General features: G+C 50.3%; 9 protein-coding genes. 5 read left to right on the forward strand and 4 right to left on the reverse strand.

Annotated elements, in window-relative coordinates:
- Positions 1–882, reverse strand: coding sequence for a phycobilisome linker polypeptide (locus C1752_RS24580; RefSeq protein WP_110988719.1), 882 nt, complete (start codon positions 880–882; stop codon positions 1–3).
- 585 nt (positions 883–1,467) lie between these two features.
- On the opposite strand from C1752_RS24580, the gene hemH reads away from it, so the two are divergent.
- The 3 genes from hemH to C1752_RS24595 all read left to right on the forward strand — a co-directional run bounded on the left by hemH (position 1,468) and on the right by C1752_RS24595 (position 4,215).
- Positions 1,468–2,631: a ferrochelatase gene (gene hemH / locus C1752_RS24585; RefSeq protein WP_110988695.1), complete on the forward strand. Its 1,164-nt coding sequence runs from the start codon at positions 1,468–1,470 to the stop codon at positions 2,629–2,631.
- Positions 2,632–2,831: 200 nt separating this feature from the next.
- The gene (locus C1752_RS24590; protein ID WP_110988696.1) at positions 2,832–3,548 is read left to right on the forward strand and encodes a biliverdin-producing heme oxygenase; all 717 of its coding nucleotides are present in this window, start codon (positions 2,832–2,834) and stop codon (positions 3,546–3,548) included.
- Between the two features lie 55 nt (positions 3,549–3,603).
- Positions 3,604–4,215 carry a chromophore lyase CpcT/CpeT gene (locus C1752_RS24595; RefSeq protein WP_110988697.1) on the forward strand — a complete coding sequence of 204 codons (612 nt, stop codon included), beginning with the start codon at positions 3,604–3,606 and terminating at the stop codon, positions 4,213–4,215.
- A gap of 32 nt (positions 4,216–4,247) precedes the next feature.
- Here the strand turns inward: C1752_RS24595 and C1752_RS30390 are convergent, their stop codons facing one another.
- Entirely contained in the window at positions 4,248–4,595 is a 348-nt protein-coding gene (locus tag C1752_RS30390; RefSeq protein ID WP_315865276.1) for an alpha/beta hydrolase, read from the reverse strand.
- Between the two features lie 97 nt (positions 4,596–4,692).
- Between C1752_RS30390 and C1752_RS24600 the strand changes: the two genes are divergently transcribed.
- Positions 4,693–6,564 (forward strand): protelomerase family protein, encoded by a 1,872-nt coding sequence (locus tag C1752_RS24600; RefSeq protein ID WP_110988698.1) that lies wholly within the window; start codon positions 4,693–4,695, stop codon positions 6,562–6,564.
- Positions 6,565–6,659: 95 nt separating this feature from the next.
- Here the strand turns inward: C1752_RS24600 and C1752_RS24605 are convergent, their stop codons facing one another.
- Positions 6,660–9,020 (reverse strand): endonuclease MutS2, encoded by a 2,361-nt coding sequence (locus tag C1752_RS24605; RefSeq protein WP_110988699.1) that lies wholly within the window; start codon positions 9,018–9,020, stop codon positions 6,660–6,662.
- Positions 9,021–9,341: 321 nt separating this feature from the next.
- Here C1752_RS24605 and C1752_RS24610 point away from each other — a divergent pair, with 321 nt between their 5' ends.
- Positions 9,342–10,958: an NAD(P)H-quinone oxidoreductase subunit 4 gene (locus C1752_RS24610; RefSeq protein ID WP_110988720.1), complete on the forward strand. Its 1,617-nt coding sequence runs from the start codon at positions 9,342–9,344 to the stop codon at positions 10,956–10,958.
- Between the two features lie 160 nt (positions 10,959–11,118).
- Here the strand turns inward: C1752_RS24610 and C1752_RS24615 are convergent, their stop codons facing one another.
- A complete protein-coding gene (locus tag C1752_RS24615) occupies positions 11,119–15,258 on the reverse strand; it encodes a PAS domain S-box protein (protein WP_158535189.1) in 4,140 nt (1,379 codons plus the stop codon).
- Between the last annotated feature and the right edge of the window lie 72 nt (positions 15,259–15,330).

Genomic DNA, 15,330 nt, shown 5'->3' on the forward strand with positions numbered 1-15,330 from the left:
CTATTCTCCTGTGCTGCAGGCAAGGGTAACGCTGGCGACTTTGCCGCCTCTTTTCTTAATTTGCTGCAGGGTGCTGTAAAGCTGCTCGTAGGGCACCACGAATTCTTGGTTGCTGCGCCGCACTTTGGGATAGCGCTGCAGACTGAAGCCAGTCACTTCAATGCGATACATGCGGGAGTTGGAAGCAGCAGGCTGAAAGGTGCGAGCCGGGGTTGTGCCCTTCTCAGCGGGCTGATAAGACCAGCCAGCCGTGTCACCGCTTGAAGGCGGCATGATGCTAGCAGCACTATTGGTGGCTAGGCCAGTGGCCAGACAAGACTTGGTCCCTGAAAGCTGGGCGCGATCGCTATTGGCATAGCCGCGATACAGCTGAAAAAAGCGGGTAAACCCAACGGTTTGCTGACCGGCACCGGTGGTCACTAAGTCGCAGTAGTAGGGAACAATGGCGTCGCCAAACTTCCGGTCATACTCCGCCGAATCAAGATAGGAATCGATATCAGCGTCAAACCCCTCATTCTGATAGCGATCAAGGTGCTCAATCACTTCAGATTCGTCGTAGGGGGCCCGACCCAACAAATGCTTGCAGTTCAGTTCAATCACCCGCGTGTGGAAATGAGGGTAAAGAAATTTGGTCTTGTAAATCTCAGATTTAGCCAGCCCTCGAACAAAGTCTCGGACGCTAATTTGACCGCCAATCAGGAGCGATTCCAGATCGCCTTGACGATCTGACTGCATCAAATAGTCGTTGCCTAAAATCTGACGATAGATAGCACGAATGACGACTTCGGCCTCTTTTTGGGTCGCGTTGGGCCGCAGCTCAACGGGTTTTGTTTCGTTGAAGGCCCGTGCCCCCAGACGAGACGCAGTAGTGGTAATGGCCACGAATAACGCTCCTTTAATCAAAGAAAGTAGGCTGAAACGCCGATCACAGATGACAAGGCGACAGGCATTGGTGTTCAGCGCCACCAAGCTAGCCCCCAATGAGCACCGTCAAACGGCTCATGGGAACGGCACCGTCAAAGACAGCTTCTCTCCGTCACTTTGTAAGTCTTGTGTCTGAGCGGCACCCTGACTAGGCAGACGTCTCAGAAGGCTTGCAGCACTGCCCACATTAAAGCAGTCCAATTGTGCATTTTTTGTGCAAAATGGGGAATTAACGGCGCATTTGATCTCTGCGGCATGCATTCTAGAAGTTGAGGTCACACCCAGCGTTCAGAGCGCTGGGTGTGACCTCAAGAGGGAGCTGCAGGGCTGGAGAGCAAGCGGGGGCAAGCAACCGGCCTCTCAAGAAGTTTTGTTGCGTCTAGCATAAAGAAGGACTTAATCTGACCGTCTTCTTGGTACCGTTAAGCCTATACACCTACGGGTAATGACGCTTTCCAATCGACCGATTCAGCTCAGCAGACTGTTCTGCTTGCATTCTTTTGGAAGTGACATGTACAGATAAATAAAAATAGAGGACTTGCTATGGGGCGGGTAGGCGTTCTACTGCTCAATTTGGGAGGGCCAGAACGACCTCAAGATGTTCGGCCTTTTTTATACAATTTGTTTTCAGACCCAGAAATTTTGCGGCTGCCTGCACCTTGGCTGCAGGCTCCACTGGCTTGGCTCATTTCAACGCTGCGGTTTCAAAAGTCACGGAAAAACTATCAAAAGATTGGGGGTGGTTCACCCCTGCGGCAGATTACGGAAGCGCAGGCTCTAGCGCTGCAGCGTCGTCTGCAAACGCAGGAACAATCGATCAAGGTCTATGTGGGAATGCGATACTGGCATCCCTTTACCCAGGAAGCGATCTCACAGATCAAGCGTGACAACATCGAACGATTAGTGATTCTGCCTTTGTATCCGCAGTTCTCGATCAGCACCAGCGGCTCCAGCTTTCGAGAGCTAGAACGACTCTGGCAAGAAGATCCGCAGCTGCAGGACATTCAATATACGGTGGTGCCCTCTTGGTACCACAACCCCACCTATATCCGGGCCATGGCGGCGTTGATTGAGAAGACAATGGCCCAGGTGGATGATCCACAGAATGTACATGTTTTCTTCAGCGCCCATGGTGTCCCGGTTAGCTATGTGGAGGAGGCGGGGGACCCTTACCAGCGTGAAATTGAGGGCTGCGCGCAGCTGATCATGCAGGCGTTGAAAAGGTCTAATCCCTATACGCTGGCCTACCAAAGCCGCGTGGGACCCGTCGAATGGCTGCAGCCCTACACCAATGAAGCGATTCAAGAACTAGCCGACCAAGGAACCAAAGAGCTGGTGGTGGTCCCCATTAGTTTTGTCTCTGAACACATTGAAACCCTTGAAGAAATTGATATTGAATATCGCGAGGTGGCGCTGGAGGCCGGGATTAAAACCTTTGCCAGGGTGCCGGCCCCGGATACAGATCCTGTGTTCATTCAGGCGCTGGAGGAAATTGTGACGCAATCCCTGGAGGAGCCACCTACTTTTTTCTCGGAAACTGTGCGGCCGCAGAAAAGCGTCAAGCTCTATCCGCAGGAACGCTGGACCTGGGGCATTACGACGTCGGCGGAGGTCTGGAATGGACGGCTGGCAATGCTGGGCTTGGTGGCAGTTTTGGTGGAGGTTTGGATGGGGTTAGGCCCCTTTCATTTATTAGGATTTATGTAGAGGATATCGCCTTTACCACTCTCATTGAGAGGCCAAAACGGCGGTGGAGCTACGTAAAATAAGTTAATGAAAAAATGAAACGAACTAGATTATTCTAGAGAGTCAGATAGGTGGTTTAAATCATGCGCTGTTAATGCTTTGATTTGCGTAAACCCACTGCACCAGCTTTGCAAAAATTAGTCGTTTAACAAGAGTTTAGTATGAGCACTGACTTAGCAACTCAATTACGTGAAGGCACTAAAAAGGCGCACACGATGGCGGAAAACGTGGGCTTTGTAAAGTGCTTTTTAAAGGGCACGGTAGAGAAGAAGTCCTATCGACGGCTGGTGGAAGATTTATATTTTGTTTATTCAGCGCTGGAGGTCGAACTCAAGCGTCATCGAAATCACGATGTTATTTCGATGATTTACTTTCCTGAGCTGAATCGAAAACAAAGTCTCGAATGTGATCTCAATTATTACTATGGTCCCAATTGGAAGGGGGAAATCGCGCCGTCTCCTGCGGCTCAAGCCTATGTTCAGCAAATAGAAAGGGTGTCGGAACAGGCACCAGAGCTGCTGGTGGCCCATTCCTATACGCGCTACCTCGGTGATTTATCGGGGGGACAAATTCTTAAAAATATCGCGCAGCGAGCGATGCGGTTGGCCGATGGCGCCGGCACGGCTTTCTATGAATTCGATGAAATTTCGGATGAGAAAGAGTTTAAGTCGGTTTACCGGCAGGCGTTAGATAATTTGCCCATTGACCAAGCCGATGCAGAGCGCATTGTGGAGGAGGCAAATGCGGCTTTTGGCATGAATATGGCCATGTTTAATGAGTTAGAAGGAAGTCTGATCGCGGCCATTGGTAAGATGCTCTTCAATACGTTGACCCAGCGACGGCCTCGCAAAAATACGGCGCTGGCGACGGCGGAGTAAGGTTGGGTCTCAAGATGGCGCTACGGCTAATACTCTTTCCTCTAGGCAAGCGGCGATGACTCACAATACGGATATAGCGACGCTGGCAAGATGGATGGCGGGAGATTTTAGTAATCAAGAGCAGGCTTTTGAAAATCCGCCGTTCTTTGCCCACATTCGGGTTTGTATGCACCCCCTTGCGCTAGATGATCTTGATGCGGGCGTTAGCTTCTATCTGGAGCAGGCCTATGATTATCAGCTCCAGCATCCCTATCGGACGCGGGTGTTGAGTCTGATGCCACAAGATGACTGCATTATCATCCGAAACTATCGGTTGAATGATGCAGAAAAGTTTATAGGGGCGGCGCGGCAGCCGGAACGACTCGACTCCCTCGCTCCTGAGGATCTAGAGGTCATGGAGGGCTGCAACATGGTTGTCCAGTGGCAAGATGACCGATTCAAAGGAAGGGTGGAGCCGGGAAAGGCATGCCGGGTCGTACGCAAGGGCATGACGACGTACCTCGATAGTACGTTCGAAATTGATGAAAAAAGGATGCGTAGCTTCGACTGCGGGAGAGATCCGGAAACGGACCAGAGAGCATGGGGTTCGGTGGCGGGGCCCTTCCAGTTCCAACTCACTCAAAGGTTCCACTTTGAAAATAAAAACAATATGGTGAACATTGTATAATCAATATATACACAATAAATATACGCCATACTCTATCTATACAGGGACCACGCAATAAAACGCTCTACTGTGTATAGCGCTAGCTGGTTGCTCGCTCCGTTGAACACACTGTCAAACGAATGGCCCGCCCATGGTATCTCTATATACACCGATACGTTGCCAAGGCCCTTAAGACGACGGTGAAGATGACGGCCATAACGAGATTCCACTAGCTGATCCCGACTCCCATAAAGCAGCAATGTTGGAGGAAGACCTTCTGCAACATACGTCAATGGAGAGGCTCGACGATATAAATCTGGACGCTCAGAGGGAAGGCTACCTAAAAAATCCTCGAGGACCGAGCGCGTATCTATCGGATCCGGATCCGGGGGACGATACAGGCTTTTAAGGGAGGTAGAGTAAAGCTAGACAACATTCAATGAGATACGTATAGTAAATGGAATTATATACAGCCTAAAGGCTCAAGACGTGATATCCATGGACGCTATCGCCGCCAGAGAAACTATCATTGAACGTTACAGACAAAGGATCTCGCTCGGCAAACACGTTCGACTCTACAAGCGTGAACTCGAAGAACTTATACATGGATTCATCAATACACTCGAAACTATACATGAACCCGAGAGAATTCAAGCTGCCTGCCAAAACGAAATTGAACTATTAGAAGAAGGCTATCCACGACCAACGCTTGCTAGTTCTTATATTCCTCGCTACCGAAAAGCAATTGCTGAAGCGATCGCAACCCAAAAACTCCCTTCCTCAAAGCATCGATACCTCCATCACCAACGTCTGACCGGTCTTCCTCAAGAGCGTGACGAACACTGGGCCTTAACCTTCTTCAAGTATTCGCAGGAACAGTACGAACACCTTGACCACCGACAGGCAAAAACCAATCGCAAGCGCCTCCTGAATTTACAGAAGGTGAATCCTTGGCAGTATCTCGATACTCTCAATGAGCTGCTGCTGGCGACCGGGAAATTTGCGGCTCGGCATCGCACTATCGCCATTGTCGGGTTCACGGGTCGCCGCTTTGGAGAAGTGGTCGCTCGCGGTTCGTTTTCATTAACGTCCCATCCCTACTTACTGCGCTTTGAAGGTCAGCAAAAGAGTGAGCGCGACGGCTATGACATCATCACCCTCATTCCTGCTGAGATTATTCTCATGCACCTCGAACGCCTCCGAGAAATGCCGGAACTGAAGCCTTTGGCAGCCATGCAGGGTCAAGAGTTGAAGAAAGCGATTAACAAGTTTGACGTTCAGGTCAACCGTGAATGCGACAAGCTATTGATGAAACCTGGCGTCATGCCTCCTCTCGATGGTAAAGAGCATGTGACCATTCATAACCTGAGAAGTCTATGGGGGGCGATCGCAACCTTCCTATTCTGTCCACCGGAACAACACGAGTATGCCTTCTTGCAGCATTATCTCGGACATATTTTGGAATCATCTGCCACAGGACACTACTTTCGATACATACTAGTTGACCGTCAAGGACAGCTCTTGCAGCAAAAAGGTGTCAAGCTCCAAGACATCCCCCCTCTGCCGTTGTTGGAGATCGAGAATGCCTCCGAAGAAGTAGATGAAGCAGGCTTTGATACGGTGGATCCGTCACTAGATCTATCGCCAGAACAGCAGCCTCAAGACAGAGAAGTAACCCTAACAGCGCCACGGCAGAGGAATAACGAAGAAATGAATACGGAAGAACTTCAGGCAACACTGCGGCAAGATTGGCTGCAGGAGATCGAGCAGGTCAAACAAGAATTGCGCTCAGATTGGTCAGAGCAATTAACGACATTTAAACAACAGATCGAGCAGCAAATGACAACATTGCGGCGGCAGCTCCAGCCAGAAGCCGTACAGGAACTCACGCAGGAAATTGACACCCTAAAAACCGAGCTGGATCAGGCACAGCAAGAGAAGCAAGAAATCGCAGCACAGCTTGCAGACGCCCAAGCGAAACTCAACAGCTTTCGTCAACTATTGTTGGGCAACGAGGAAGTCAAAAAAGAAGTCGAAGAGCAGCCGACAGAACGCAAGACAAAGGAAAGCCCTACAACAACGACACAGCGGAGAAGGCGGGCACCCGGAAAAGCAGCTCAGAGAGCACAAATCATTTTCGATGCCATACGAGCATGGAATGATCAGCATCCAGATGACACCTTAGCCTTTAGCCCTGGACTTCTAGAGACAATCTTCAAAGTTCACCGCAAAGCCGCGAAGGAATTCTGCCAAGAGTTTCAAAACGAAATTGAAGATCACCATGCTGAAATCGGTGTCGAAAGACTACTGACACACAACAAAGGCAAAGACATTGACGGATTTAAACTGTTTGCCGAGGCGTTCCAATAGCGATGCTCAAACAGAGGATACAGGGGGTTTTGCCGCGTCTAGTAAAGCCGTCTGAGTGCAAGAGGAAAAGAACCGCGCCGTCAACATAGAGACCATTACACCGCACAGTGAGCAATGGTTACGCCTGTGCCCCCCTCAGATTGTTCAGCGAACTCATAGCGTTCGACTCGGGGATGCTGCTTCAAGTATGCCTGCACACCTGCACGCAACTTTCCGGTGCCGTGGCCGTGAATAATCCAGAGAGAGCCGTGGGCCTGTGCGATCGCATCATCTAAAACCCGCTCAGCATCAGCGACCCGTGATCCGCGAAGGTCCAGCGTATTTTCAGACGTCCGTACTGTCAACGGTTTGGGAGCCGGAGGTGCAGGGGCCGGCTTCGGCTTTGGCTCTACCTTCTCACCCGTCATTGATTCAATCTCGGTCACACTAACCGTCATTTTCATCAGACCAAAGCGTACCGTCACCTCATCTGCATCTGGGGCTAGACCAATCACCTCCGCCTTTTGTCCAATACTGGGAATCCGCACGCGGTCGCCCATCTGTGGCTTAAAAGTCGGCACCTTTGCCTTTGCAACAGGCTTCTGAGACGGGAGGCGCTGCTGCGTTACCTGCTCCAGTTTCTGAGTCGCCTCCTGCGCAGCCTGAGCCGTCATCGGTCCCTGCTGCAGTTGCCGAATAACCTTGGCAATCTCTTTGCGAGCAATCTTAATTTCATGCTGAATCGCTCGCTCCTGCTGCTGCCTCAGTTCTCGCTCTCGCGCTTTGAGTTCAGAAGCCTTGTCAGAAACCTTTTGATGGAGTTGCTCCGTACTTTGGAGCAAGCGTGCCGCTGCCTGCGCCTTGGTTTCCTGCTGTCGCCGCTGATCTTCAAGACCAGCAATCACTTCGTTGACTTCCTGGGTACCCCCACCAATGGACTGCTGGGCCTGATCAAGAATGGACTCTCGAAATCCAAGACGTTTGGCAATGATCAGGGCGTTCGAGCGCCCTGGAATACCCCACAGCAAGCGATAGGTGGGCGAGAGGGTTTGGTCATTGAATTCAACCGAGGCATTTTCAAATCTTGGGTCTTGGTATTTAAGCGCTTTGAGTTCACCAAAGTGAGTTGTGGCAACCGTAAGCTGAGCGTGATCAGCCAGGTGCTGCAGAAGTGCGATCGCCAACGCACTTCCTTCTAATGGATCAGTCCCGGCCCCGACCTCATCCAGTAATACTAGAGAGCGATCCGTCAGACTTTCAATGATGGATTGAATCCGCCGAATATGACCTGAGAAAGTAGATAGGCTCTGCTGCAGAGATTGCTCATCGCCAATATCGGCCAGCACCTGATCGAACCACGGCAGCTCAACCGGTTCTTGAGCCGGGACGAACAAACCCACCTTTGCCATTAGGAACGCCAGCCCTAGCGTCTTCAAGGTGACGGTTTTGCCGCCGGTATTGGGGCCGGTAATCGCGACAACCCTAATCTGGGGCGAGACCACCACGTTGATAGGCACAACAGGATCGCCTTGCTCATGATTCTGCTGCCAAACCAAAAGAGGATGGCGAAGCTGCCGCAGCGTTAAAGGTTCTTCTGAATCAACAAATCGAGGCTGGTTAGCCCCCAGCCAATAGCCATAGCGCGCCCGCGCTGCGGCCAGGTCTAACGTAGTTACAATCATGACCAGATGTTCAAGGTCAGCCTGGACCTCTGCGACCTTTTCCGTCAGACGCCGCCGAATGGCCTCTGATTCAGCCTCTGCTCTTCGCTTAAGTTGGCGCAGTTGATTATTGAGGTTGACCGTAGACTGTGGCTCGATATAGAGCGTCACCCCACTGGTGGACGTATCGTGAACAATACCAGGGATGGCATCTTTCTGAGGTGCCTTCACAGGCAGAACAAAGCGATCGCCCCGTTGTGTAACCAACTGTTCCTGAAGCGCCCCTGCCTTGCGCTGCAGCAAACTCTGCAGAACTTTCTGAATCTGAGCGTGGGTCTGACGCTGTTTGGCACGGATTCCGACCAACTTCTCACTAGCGCGGTCAGCAACATCTCCTCGATCATCAATACAGTGATGAATTTCCTGTTCTAGTTCCGGGTAAGTTCTCAGATCAGCCACCAGGCGATTGAGTGCAAGAAGCTCAGGCTGGCGATCAATCAGGCGTCGCAGCTGCCGGGTGCCAGCGAGGGTGGTCGCCAACTGCAGCAATTCTTCACCACTGAGAACGCCCTGCTTTTCGGAGCGCTCCAAAGCCGCTCGGATATCGTAGATGCCATTAAAGACCAGCGGCGTCAACAGCCGATTTTCTAAGTCATAGACCTCTCGGGTCTGATTGAGAAGCGTCTGACTCTCAGACAGTTGCCCCGGAATCTCCAATGCCTGTGCTGCGGCAACCCCTAACTTTGTTGCAGCGAAAGTCGATAGGTGCTGGCACAGACGCGGCCATTCCAGCAAATCCAGAGTTTTGACAGGCATTCTAGACCTAAAACAGCTAACAGAATTATCGTGACACACTCCTACGCTAGACGCTATGTGGGACAGACGCTACAAGGGTCAAAAGACCGCTAATCAGATCGACGAGGAAAATTTCTCTTCAAGATGCTTAACATTTTGTAAAGATTGGGTATACTGGGTATTAATTCTTATTGCAAGCGTTTTTGATTAGCGTAGCCACCGTTCAGGCAACCTGAGCTGGGGTAGCCCAAAGATGGTTTCGTTGGTCTGTTCAGCAAGATACTCTCTTAGCTCAAACCTATAAACCGCCTCAATTCTCTGACCGCCCTAGCGTCGATGATTATGCTTACTCAAATTCCTTGGCTTACGGTTTTAATCGCCTTTCCTTTAGTGAGTGCGATCGCAATTCCCATCCTTCCAGATCCAAACGGGAAAACGACTCGCTGGTACGCCCTCTCTACGGCCTTAATTGAACTGGCCCTAATGGTTTACGCCTTCTGGGGAAACTACACCTTTAGCCTTGCAGACCTTCAGCTCACAGAGACCTACCCGTGGGTCCCACAAATTGGCCTCAATTGGTCTCTAGCCGTTGACGGCCTTTCAATGCCGCTGATTCTGCTGACGGGCTTCATCAACGCATTAGCAATCTTCGCCGCCTGGAACGTCACGAAAAAGACAAAACTGTTCTACTGTTTGATGCTAGTTCTGCTCAGTGCTCAGATTGGAGTCTTCGCCGCTCAAGATATGCTCCTGTTTTTCCTGATGTGGGAGATTGAGCTGATTCCGGTCTATCTACTGATTTCGATTTGGGGCGGACCGCAGCGTCAGTACGCCGCCACTAAGTTCATTCTTTACACAGCCGTTGGCTCCATCTTTATTTTGGTCGCTGGCCTAGCAATGGCTTTCTATGGCGACACCACCACCTTTGATATGGCAGCATTGGCTCAAAAGCATTATCCGCTGGCCTTTGAGATGCTTAGCTACATTGGTCTTCTGATTGCCTTCGGCGTCAAGCTACCAATCTTCCCATTCCACACATGGCTACCTGATGCCCACGGTGAAGCCTCTGCTCCCGTCTCAATGGTTTTAGCTGGAGTTCTCCTGAAGATGGGAGGCTATGGATTGATTCGTATGAACGTCCAAATGCTGCCCCACGCTCACATTCACTTAGCCCCTATATTGGCAGTCCTAGGCGTAGTCAACATTGTCTACGGGGCATTGAACGCCTTCAGCCAAGCTAACTTGAAACGTTGTCTGGCCTGCTCGTCTATCTCTCACATGGGATTCGTTCTGATCGGCATCGCCACCTTGAGCAACCTGGGTCTCAATGGAGCAGTCCTCCAGATGGTCTCGCACGGACTGATTGCAGCCTCACTCTTCTTCCTCGCTGGGATTATCTACGATCGCACCCACACCCTCACGATTGAGAAAATGGGTGGCATGGCAAAGCTAATGCCCACAGTCTTCGCTTTATTCACGATTAGCGGCATGGCGTCATTGGCGCTACCCGGCATGAGTGGCTTCGTGGGTGAGCTAACGATCTTCCTGGGTGTAGCGAACACAACGGTCTACACCGCTTCCTTCAAATTGATGGTGATCTTGTTAGCGGCGGTTGGCTTGATTTTGACCCCTATTTATCTGCTATCCATGCTGCGCCGCGTGTTCTACGGCAAAGCAGGTGATATTGCATCTTCTGCCTGGATTGATGCCCAGCCTCGAGAAGTCTTCATCACCATCTGCCTATTGCTACCGATTATTGGGATTGGTCTCTATCCCAAAATAGTGATGCAGACCTACGATGTAACGACGATGGCCATTGCCCAGAATCTAGAGCAAGAAGTGACGGTTGTTGCGCAGCAAGGTCATTTTTCCAGTGCGCTGGCGCTTCAAGAATTTCATGCCCCTGACCTATCTACTTCTGGTCAAAAAATCATGGGAGTTATGAATCCAGCTCGATAGATAAATCTTTCTAGAAAAGGATTGGGGATAAACCAAACCGTCACTCTCAAATTTTCAAAACGAAGCTGGCAGCGGATCTAAACCGTTGTCAGCTTTTTAGTTGGTAGAGATCCCGTCAAATCACATTGCAGCGATTTGGGGTTGGTCAGTGACCCTCACCTCACACGGCCAACGCTTTTGGAAGTTCAATATCAAAACCCTGCACATAATTGACGCTGATGCTCTGAAGTTTTTCTCGAATCTCTACACTGCTAACGAATTCAGCAATCGTTTGCAGCCCCATCACATGCCCAATATGGTTGATGGATTCCACAATCGCATAGGTCGCCGGGTCATCTGCCAGGTCATCCATAAACCCACCATCAATCTTGAGATAATCGACGGGCAATGTTTTGAGATAGGCGAAAGATGACATGCCTGCCCCAAAGTCATCGAGCGCAAACGAACAGCCCAATTCCTTGATCTCCTTCATAAAGCTAACGGCTTGGCCCAAGTTGGAGATAATCGCCGTTTCCGTAATTTCAAAGCAAATCCACTGGGCCGCCTCTGGATGTTGCCCCAATTGCTGCTTCAGGAAGTGAAGGAATTGCCCATCCCCCACACTCGCCCCGGATAGGTTAATCATATATTGGGTAGGCTGTGCCTTCTGTTCCTTGCTCATATGTAAACGAGGATAAAAGTCGTTCAGGAACTTACTAATCACCCATTTATCAACCTCTAAGATGAGATTGTAGCGTTCTGCTGCCGGAATAAACTCCCCTGCCGTAACCACCCTATTCTGCTCATCAATCATCCGCAGCAAAATTTCACAGAAGTATTGCTTTCCAGAATTCTCTATCGTTGGGACGATTGCCTGACCATATAAACAGAAAAGATCATCCTCCAGCGCTTGCTTAATCCGTACGCTCCACTGCTGTTCTCCACGCTGTTGTAAGAGGGTTGCATCATCATCCTGATACACTTGAATGCGATTGCGGCCCTTGGCCTTCGCTGCATAGCAGGCTGCATCAGCAGCCCCCACAATGCTCTCTAGGTCAGCACTCTCTTGATCTATAGTCACGAGGCCAATGCTTGCTCCAATGCTAAACGCTTTATTGTTCCATTGAAATCTAAAGGATTGAATCGCTTGGCGTAGGTTTTCCGCAATCTCAGTCGCCCGCTCCAACGGACATTGATGAAGGAGAATTGCAAACTCATCTCCTCCTAAGCGAGCTAGAACATCTGTTACCCGAATGGCCTGTTGCAAAAGCTTCGACACCTGACGGAGTACTTCATCACCCGCTGCGTGGCCACAGGTATCATTGATAACCTTGAACTGGTCAAGGTCCAAAAAGCAAAGCACATGCTGCTGTGCCTCTTCTTGAGATACCTGCAGTGCGTGGAGGAGGATCTGTTCAAATTTGCGACGATTGGCAAGGCCGGTCAATGGATCATGACTGGCCTGCCATGAGAGCTGACGGGTGAGATTACGAGAATGAGTCACATCATGAAAAACCATAACGGCCCCGATAACCTGACCATCTCGGTCTTGAATGGGGGCTGCAGAATCCTCAATTGCATATTCAGTTCCATTACGAGCCACTAGAACCGTGTGGTTGGCTAGACCCACCACACGGTCTTCCCGCAATGCTTTTTGAATAGGGTTCTCGGCAGGCTGCCGCGTTTCTTCATGGACAAGGTGAAAGACCTCAGCGAGGGGGCGTCCTTGTGTCTCCGACGTTTTCCACCCTGTAAGGTGTTCTGCCACTGGATTGAAGTGGTAGATATTTCCCTGGGTATCGGTGGTGATGACGGCATCACCAATGGACTCCAGCGTTACCTGCGCCAGTTCTTTCTCTCGAAATAGGTCTTTCTCTGCCTGCTTAAGAGCCGTGATATCCCGAGCAACCCAGAGAATAGCCTGTCCAGCTAACGGAGAGATATTGGCTGAATACCACCGTTCTCGACCGCACATAGAGAGTTTGTACTCAAATTGAACCGATGTATCAGTGGCCATAACCTGCTGTATCTTTTGTCCTGGTACTGTCTCAGCGCTGTCCCAAAGATATTCAAGGGTTTGACTGGCTAAGTCGCTAGAACAATCATCCTCAATTTTTGGCGTCGTGGGAGCGATATCAATTCCGGTAATCGTATTGTCCTGGATGGTACAGATCAGAACTAAATCATGCATGGCTTCAAAGACAGAGCGCATTTGCTGTTCTGAGCCACGCAGTCTCATTTCGAGATTTTTTCGGGTACTGATGTCTTGAATTTGAGAGATAAAGCAGAGGGGGTGAGCCTGATGATCGCGCACCAATGAAACACTCAATAGAACCCAAACGATGTGGCCTTGCTTATGGAGATATCGCTTCTCCATCTGATAAGTCGTGATGTCTCCAGCCAACATTTTCGTGACGTGGCTAAGATCTGTCCCTAAATCGTCGGGGTAAGTAATGGTCTGAAAATCTAGATCCAGCAGCTCTGCCGCGCTGTAGCCAACAAGGTCACAAATAGCCTGGTTCACCTGCAGCCAGCGTCCGTCAGGTGCAACTAAAGCCATACCAATGGCAGCTTCTTCAAAGGCAAGGCGAAACAGCTCTTCACTAGCTTTGAGCTTCGCTTTTGCCTGAACCAGATCGCTAATATCTCGCTGAATGACCAGAATGTAGGGAGCTTTACCCAAGGTATCAGCAATGATGGAGCAAGCGCAGTCTACCGAGAGGGTGGAACCATTGCGACACAGTACCTCCATTTCTTTCCGAGAGGTTCCGTGTTTTAGCAAAGACTCAAAATCTTTGGCATGCATCTCTGGGGAACCCGTCACCAAGCAATTCGGTAATGATTTCCCTGCGAGTTCCGCTTTTGTATACCCCAATCGCTGGATAACTGCTGTATTTACAGTTTGAATCTCCCCTTTCATATTCAGGACAAAGAGCAAATCAGGGGCAAACTCAAATAACATTCGGTATCGCTGCTCACTAGCCTTAAAAGCAAGGGTACTGAGCGACACCCTCTCTTCTAATTCACGATTGAGGTGCTGGAGGTCTGTCTCCGCCTGTTTTCTACTGCTGATATCCTCAAGAACCACAATCAGGTAATCCGATTCACCGGAGGGCCGAGTTGCGGCAGAGACGGTGACATTCCCCCAGAAAGTGGAGCTGTCTTGACGGTAGTATCGCTTCTCTTGGGCAAAAGAGGAGATATCTCCTCGAATCAGCTTCTGAAGGTCATCGAGGCCAGCTTCTTTATCTTCTTCAAAGGTCAATTCTGTAAAGTGTTTATTGAGCAGATCAGCTGCTGAGTAGCCTAGGACTTGGGAAAAACGTTGGTTGATGGCGATAAAGTATCCATCAAGATTGATATGGGCAATACCCACTGCAGCTTGCTCAAAGGTGGCTCGAAATTTCTCCTGACAGACTAGCAGTGATGATTCACTTGTTTGCACCTGTGTTTCTAAATTCAAGTTGCGTTCCTGCAGCAGCTTGACCCGTTCATCTTGGAGTTGCTCTACCTGTTGCTGCAGCATCTCAATGGTTGAGGTCATCTCTTGCGGGTCTAGCACCGATAAGATGCTGGTTTGGGTGATTAGACCTGCAAGAATCCCCTGATCATTGACCACGACTAAGCGCCGAACATGGAGCTGCTGCATTTTCTGCTGGACTTCCCAAAGCTGATCTTCAGGATGTAAGCACTCCAGCGGCGAACTCATGGCCGTTTCAGCAAGAAGGGTCGTCAGATTCAGCTCTAGTCGTTGGATTTGAACAATGTCATATTCAGTGATGATGCCCTGGGGAGAATGGGCTTCAGAAATCTGAATTACCACGCAGCTCACCCGATGGATCGCCATCAACTGAGCCACTTCGATGACGGGGGTGCTGGGAGCAGCAGTGATAATTTGAGTGGCCATCACCTCTGCTACCTGCCTTCGCTTGAGCAGTGCCGAGGCGGGCAAGGCTTGCCGGAGACGAGCAGAGGTAATCACCCCGACGACTTCATCCTGATCATTAAGAACAGGTAAGTGCCGAATGCGATACTGGCGCATCAGGTTGACAGGCGTAAAGACATCCTTGATCTCTGAGGCATTGAGGGTGATAACAGAGGTACTCATCACCTCCAGAGCCATCATCTCGGCAAAACAAGCCCCCTCCGCTATCTTCTTCACTAAATCCCGTTCGGTGAGAATACCCAGCAGCTTATCTTCCATCATCACCAAGGCATAGCTGCGCCGCTGATCTGATGTAGCTTCTCCTGAAGCCAAGGCTAAGGTACAGACAGTGGATGATTGACTCATGTTCACCACTACGTCCTTAAGCAAGGTCATAGCAGTCACCGTCAAGGGGTGTGGATCCATCCCCAATTGCTCTTGGAGATTGAGGGAGGGTGAATCTGGCTG

This window comes from Acaryochloris thomasi RCC1774 (assembly GCF_003231495.1).
Lineage (GTDB): Bacteria > Cyanobacteriota > Cyanobacteriia > Thermosynechococcales > Thermosynechococcaceae > RCC1774.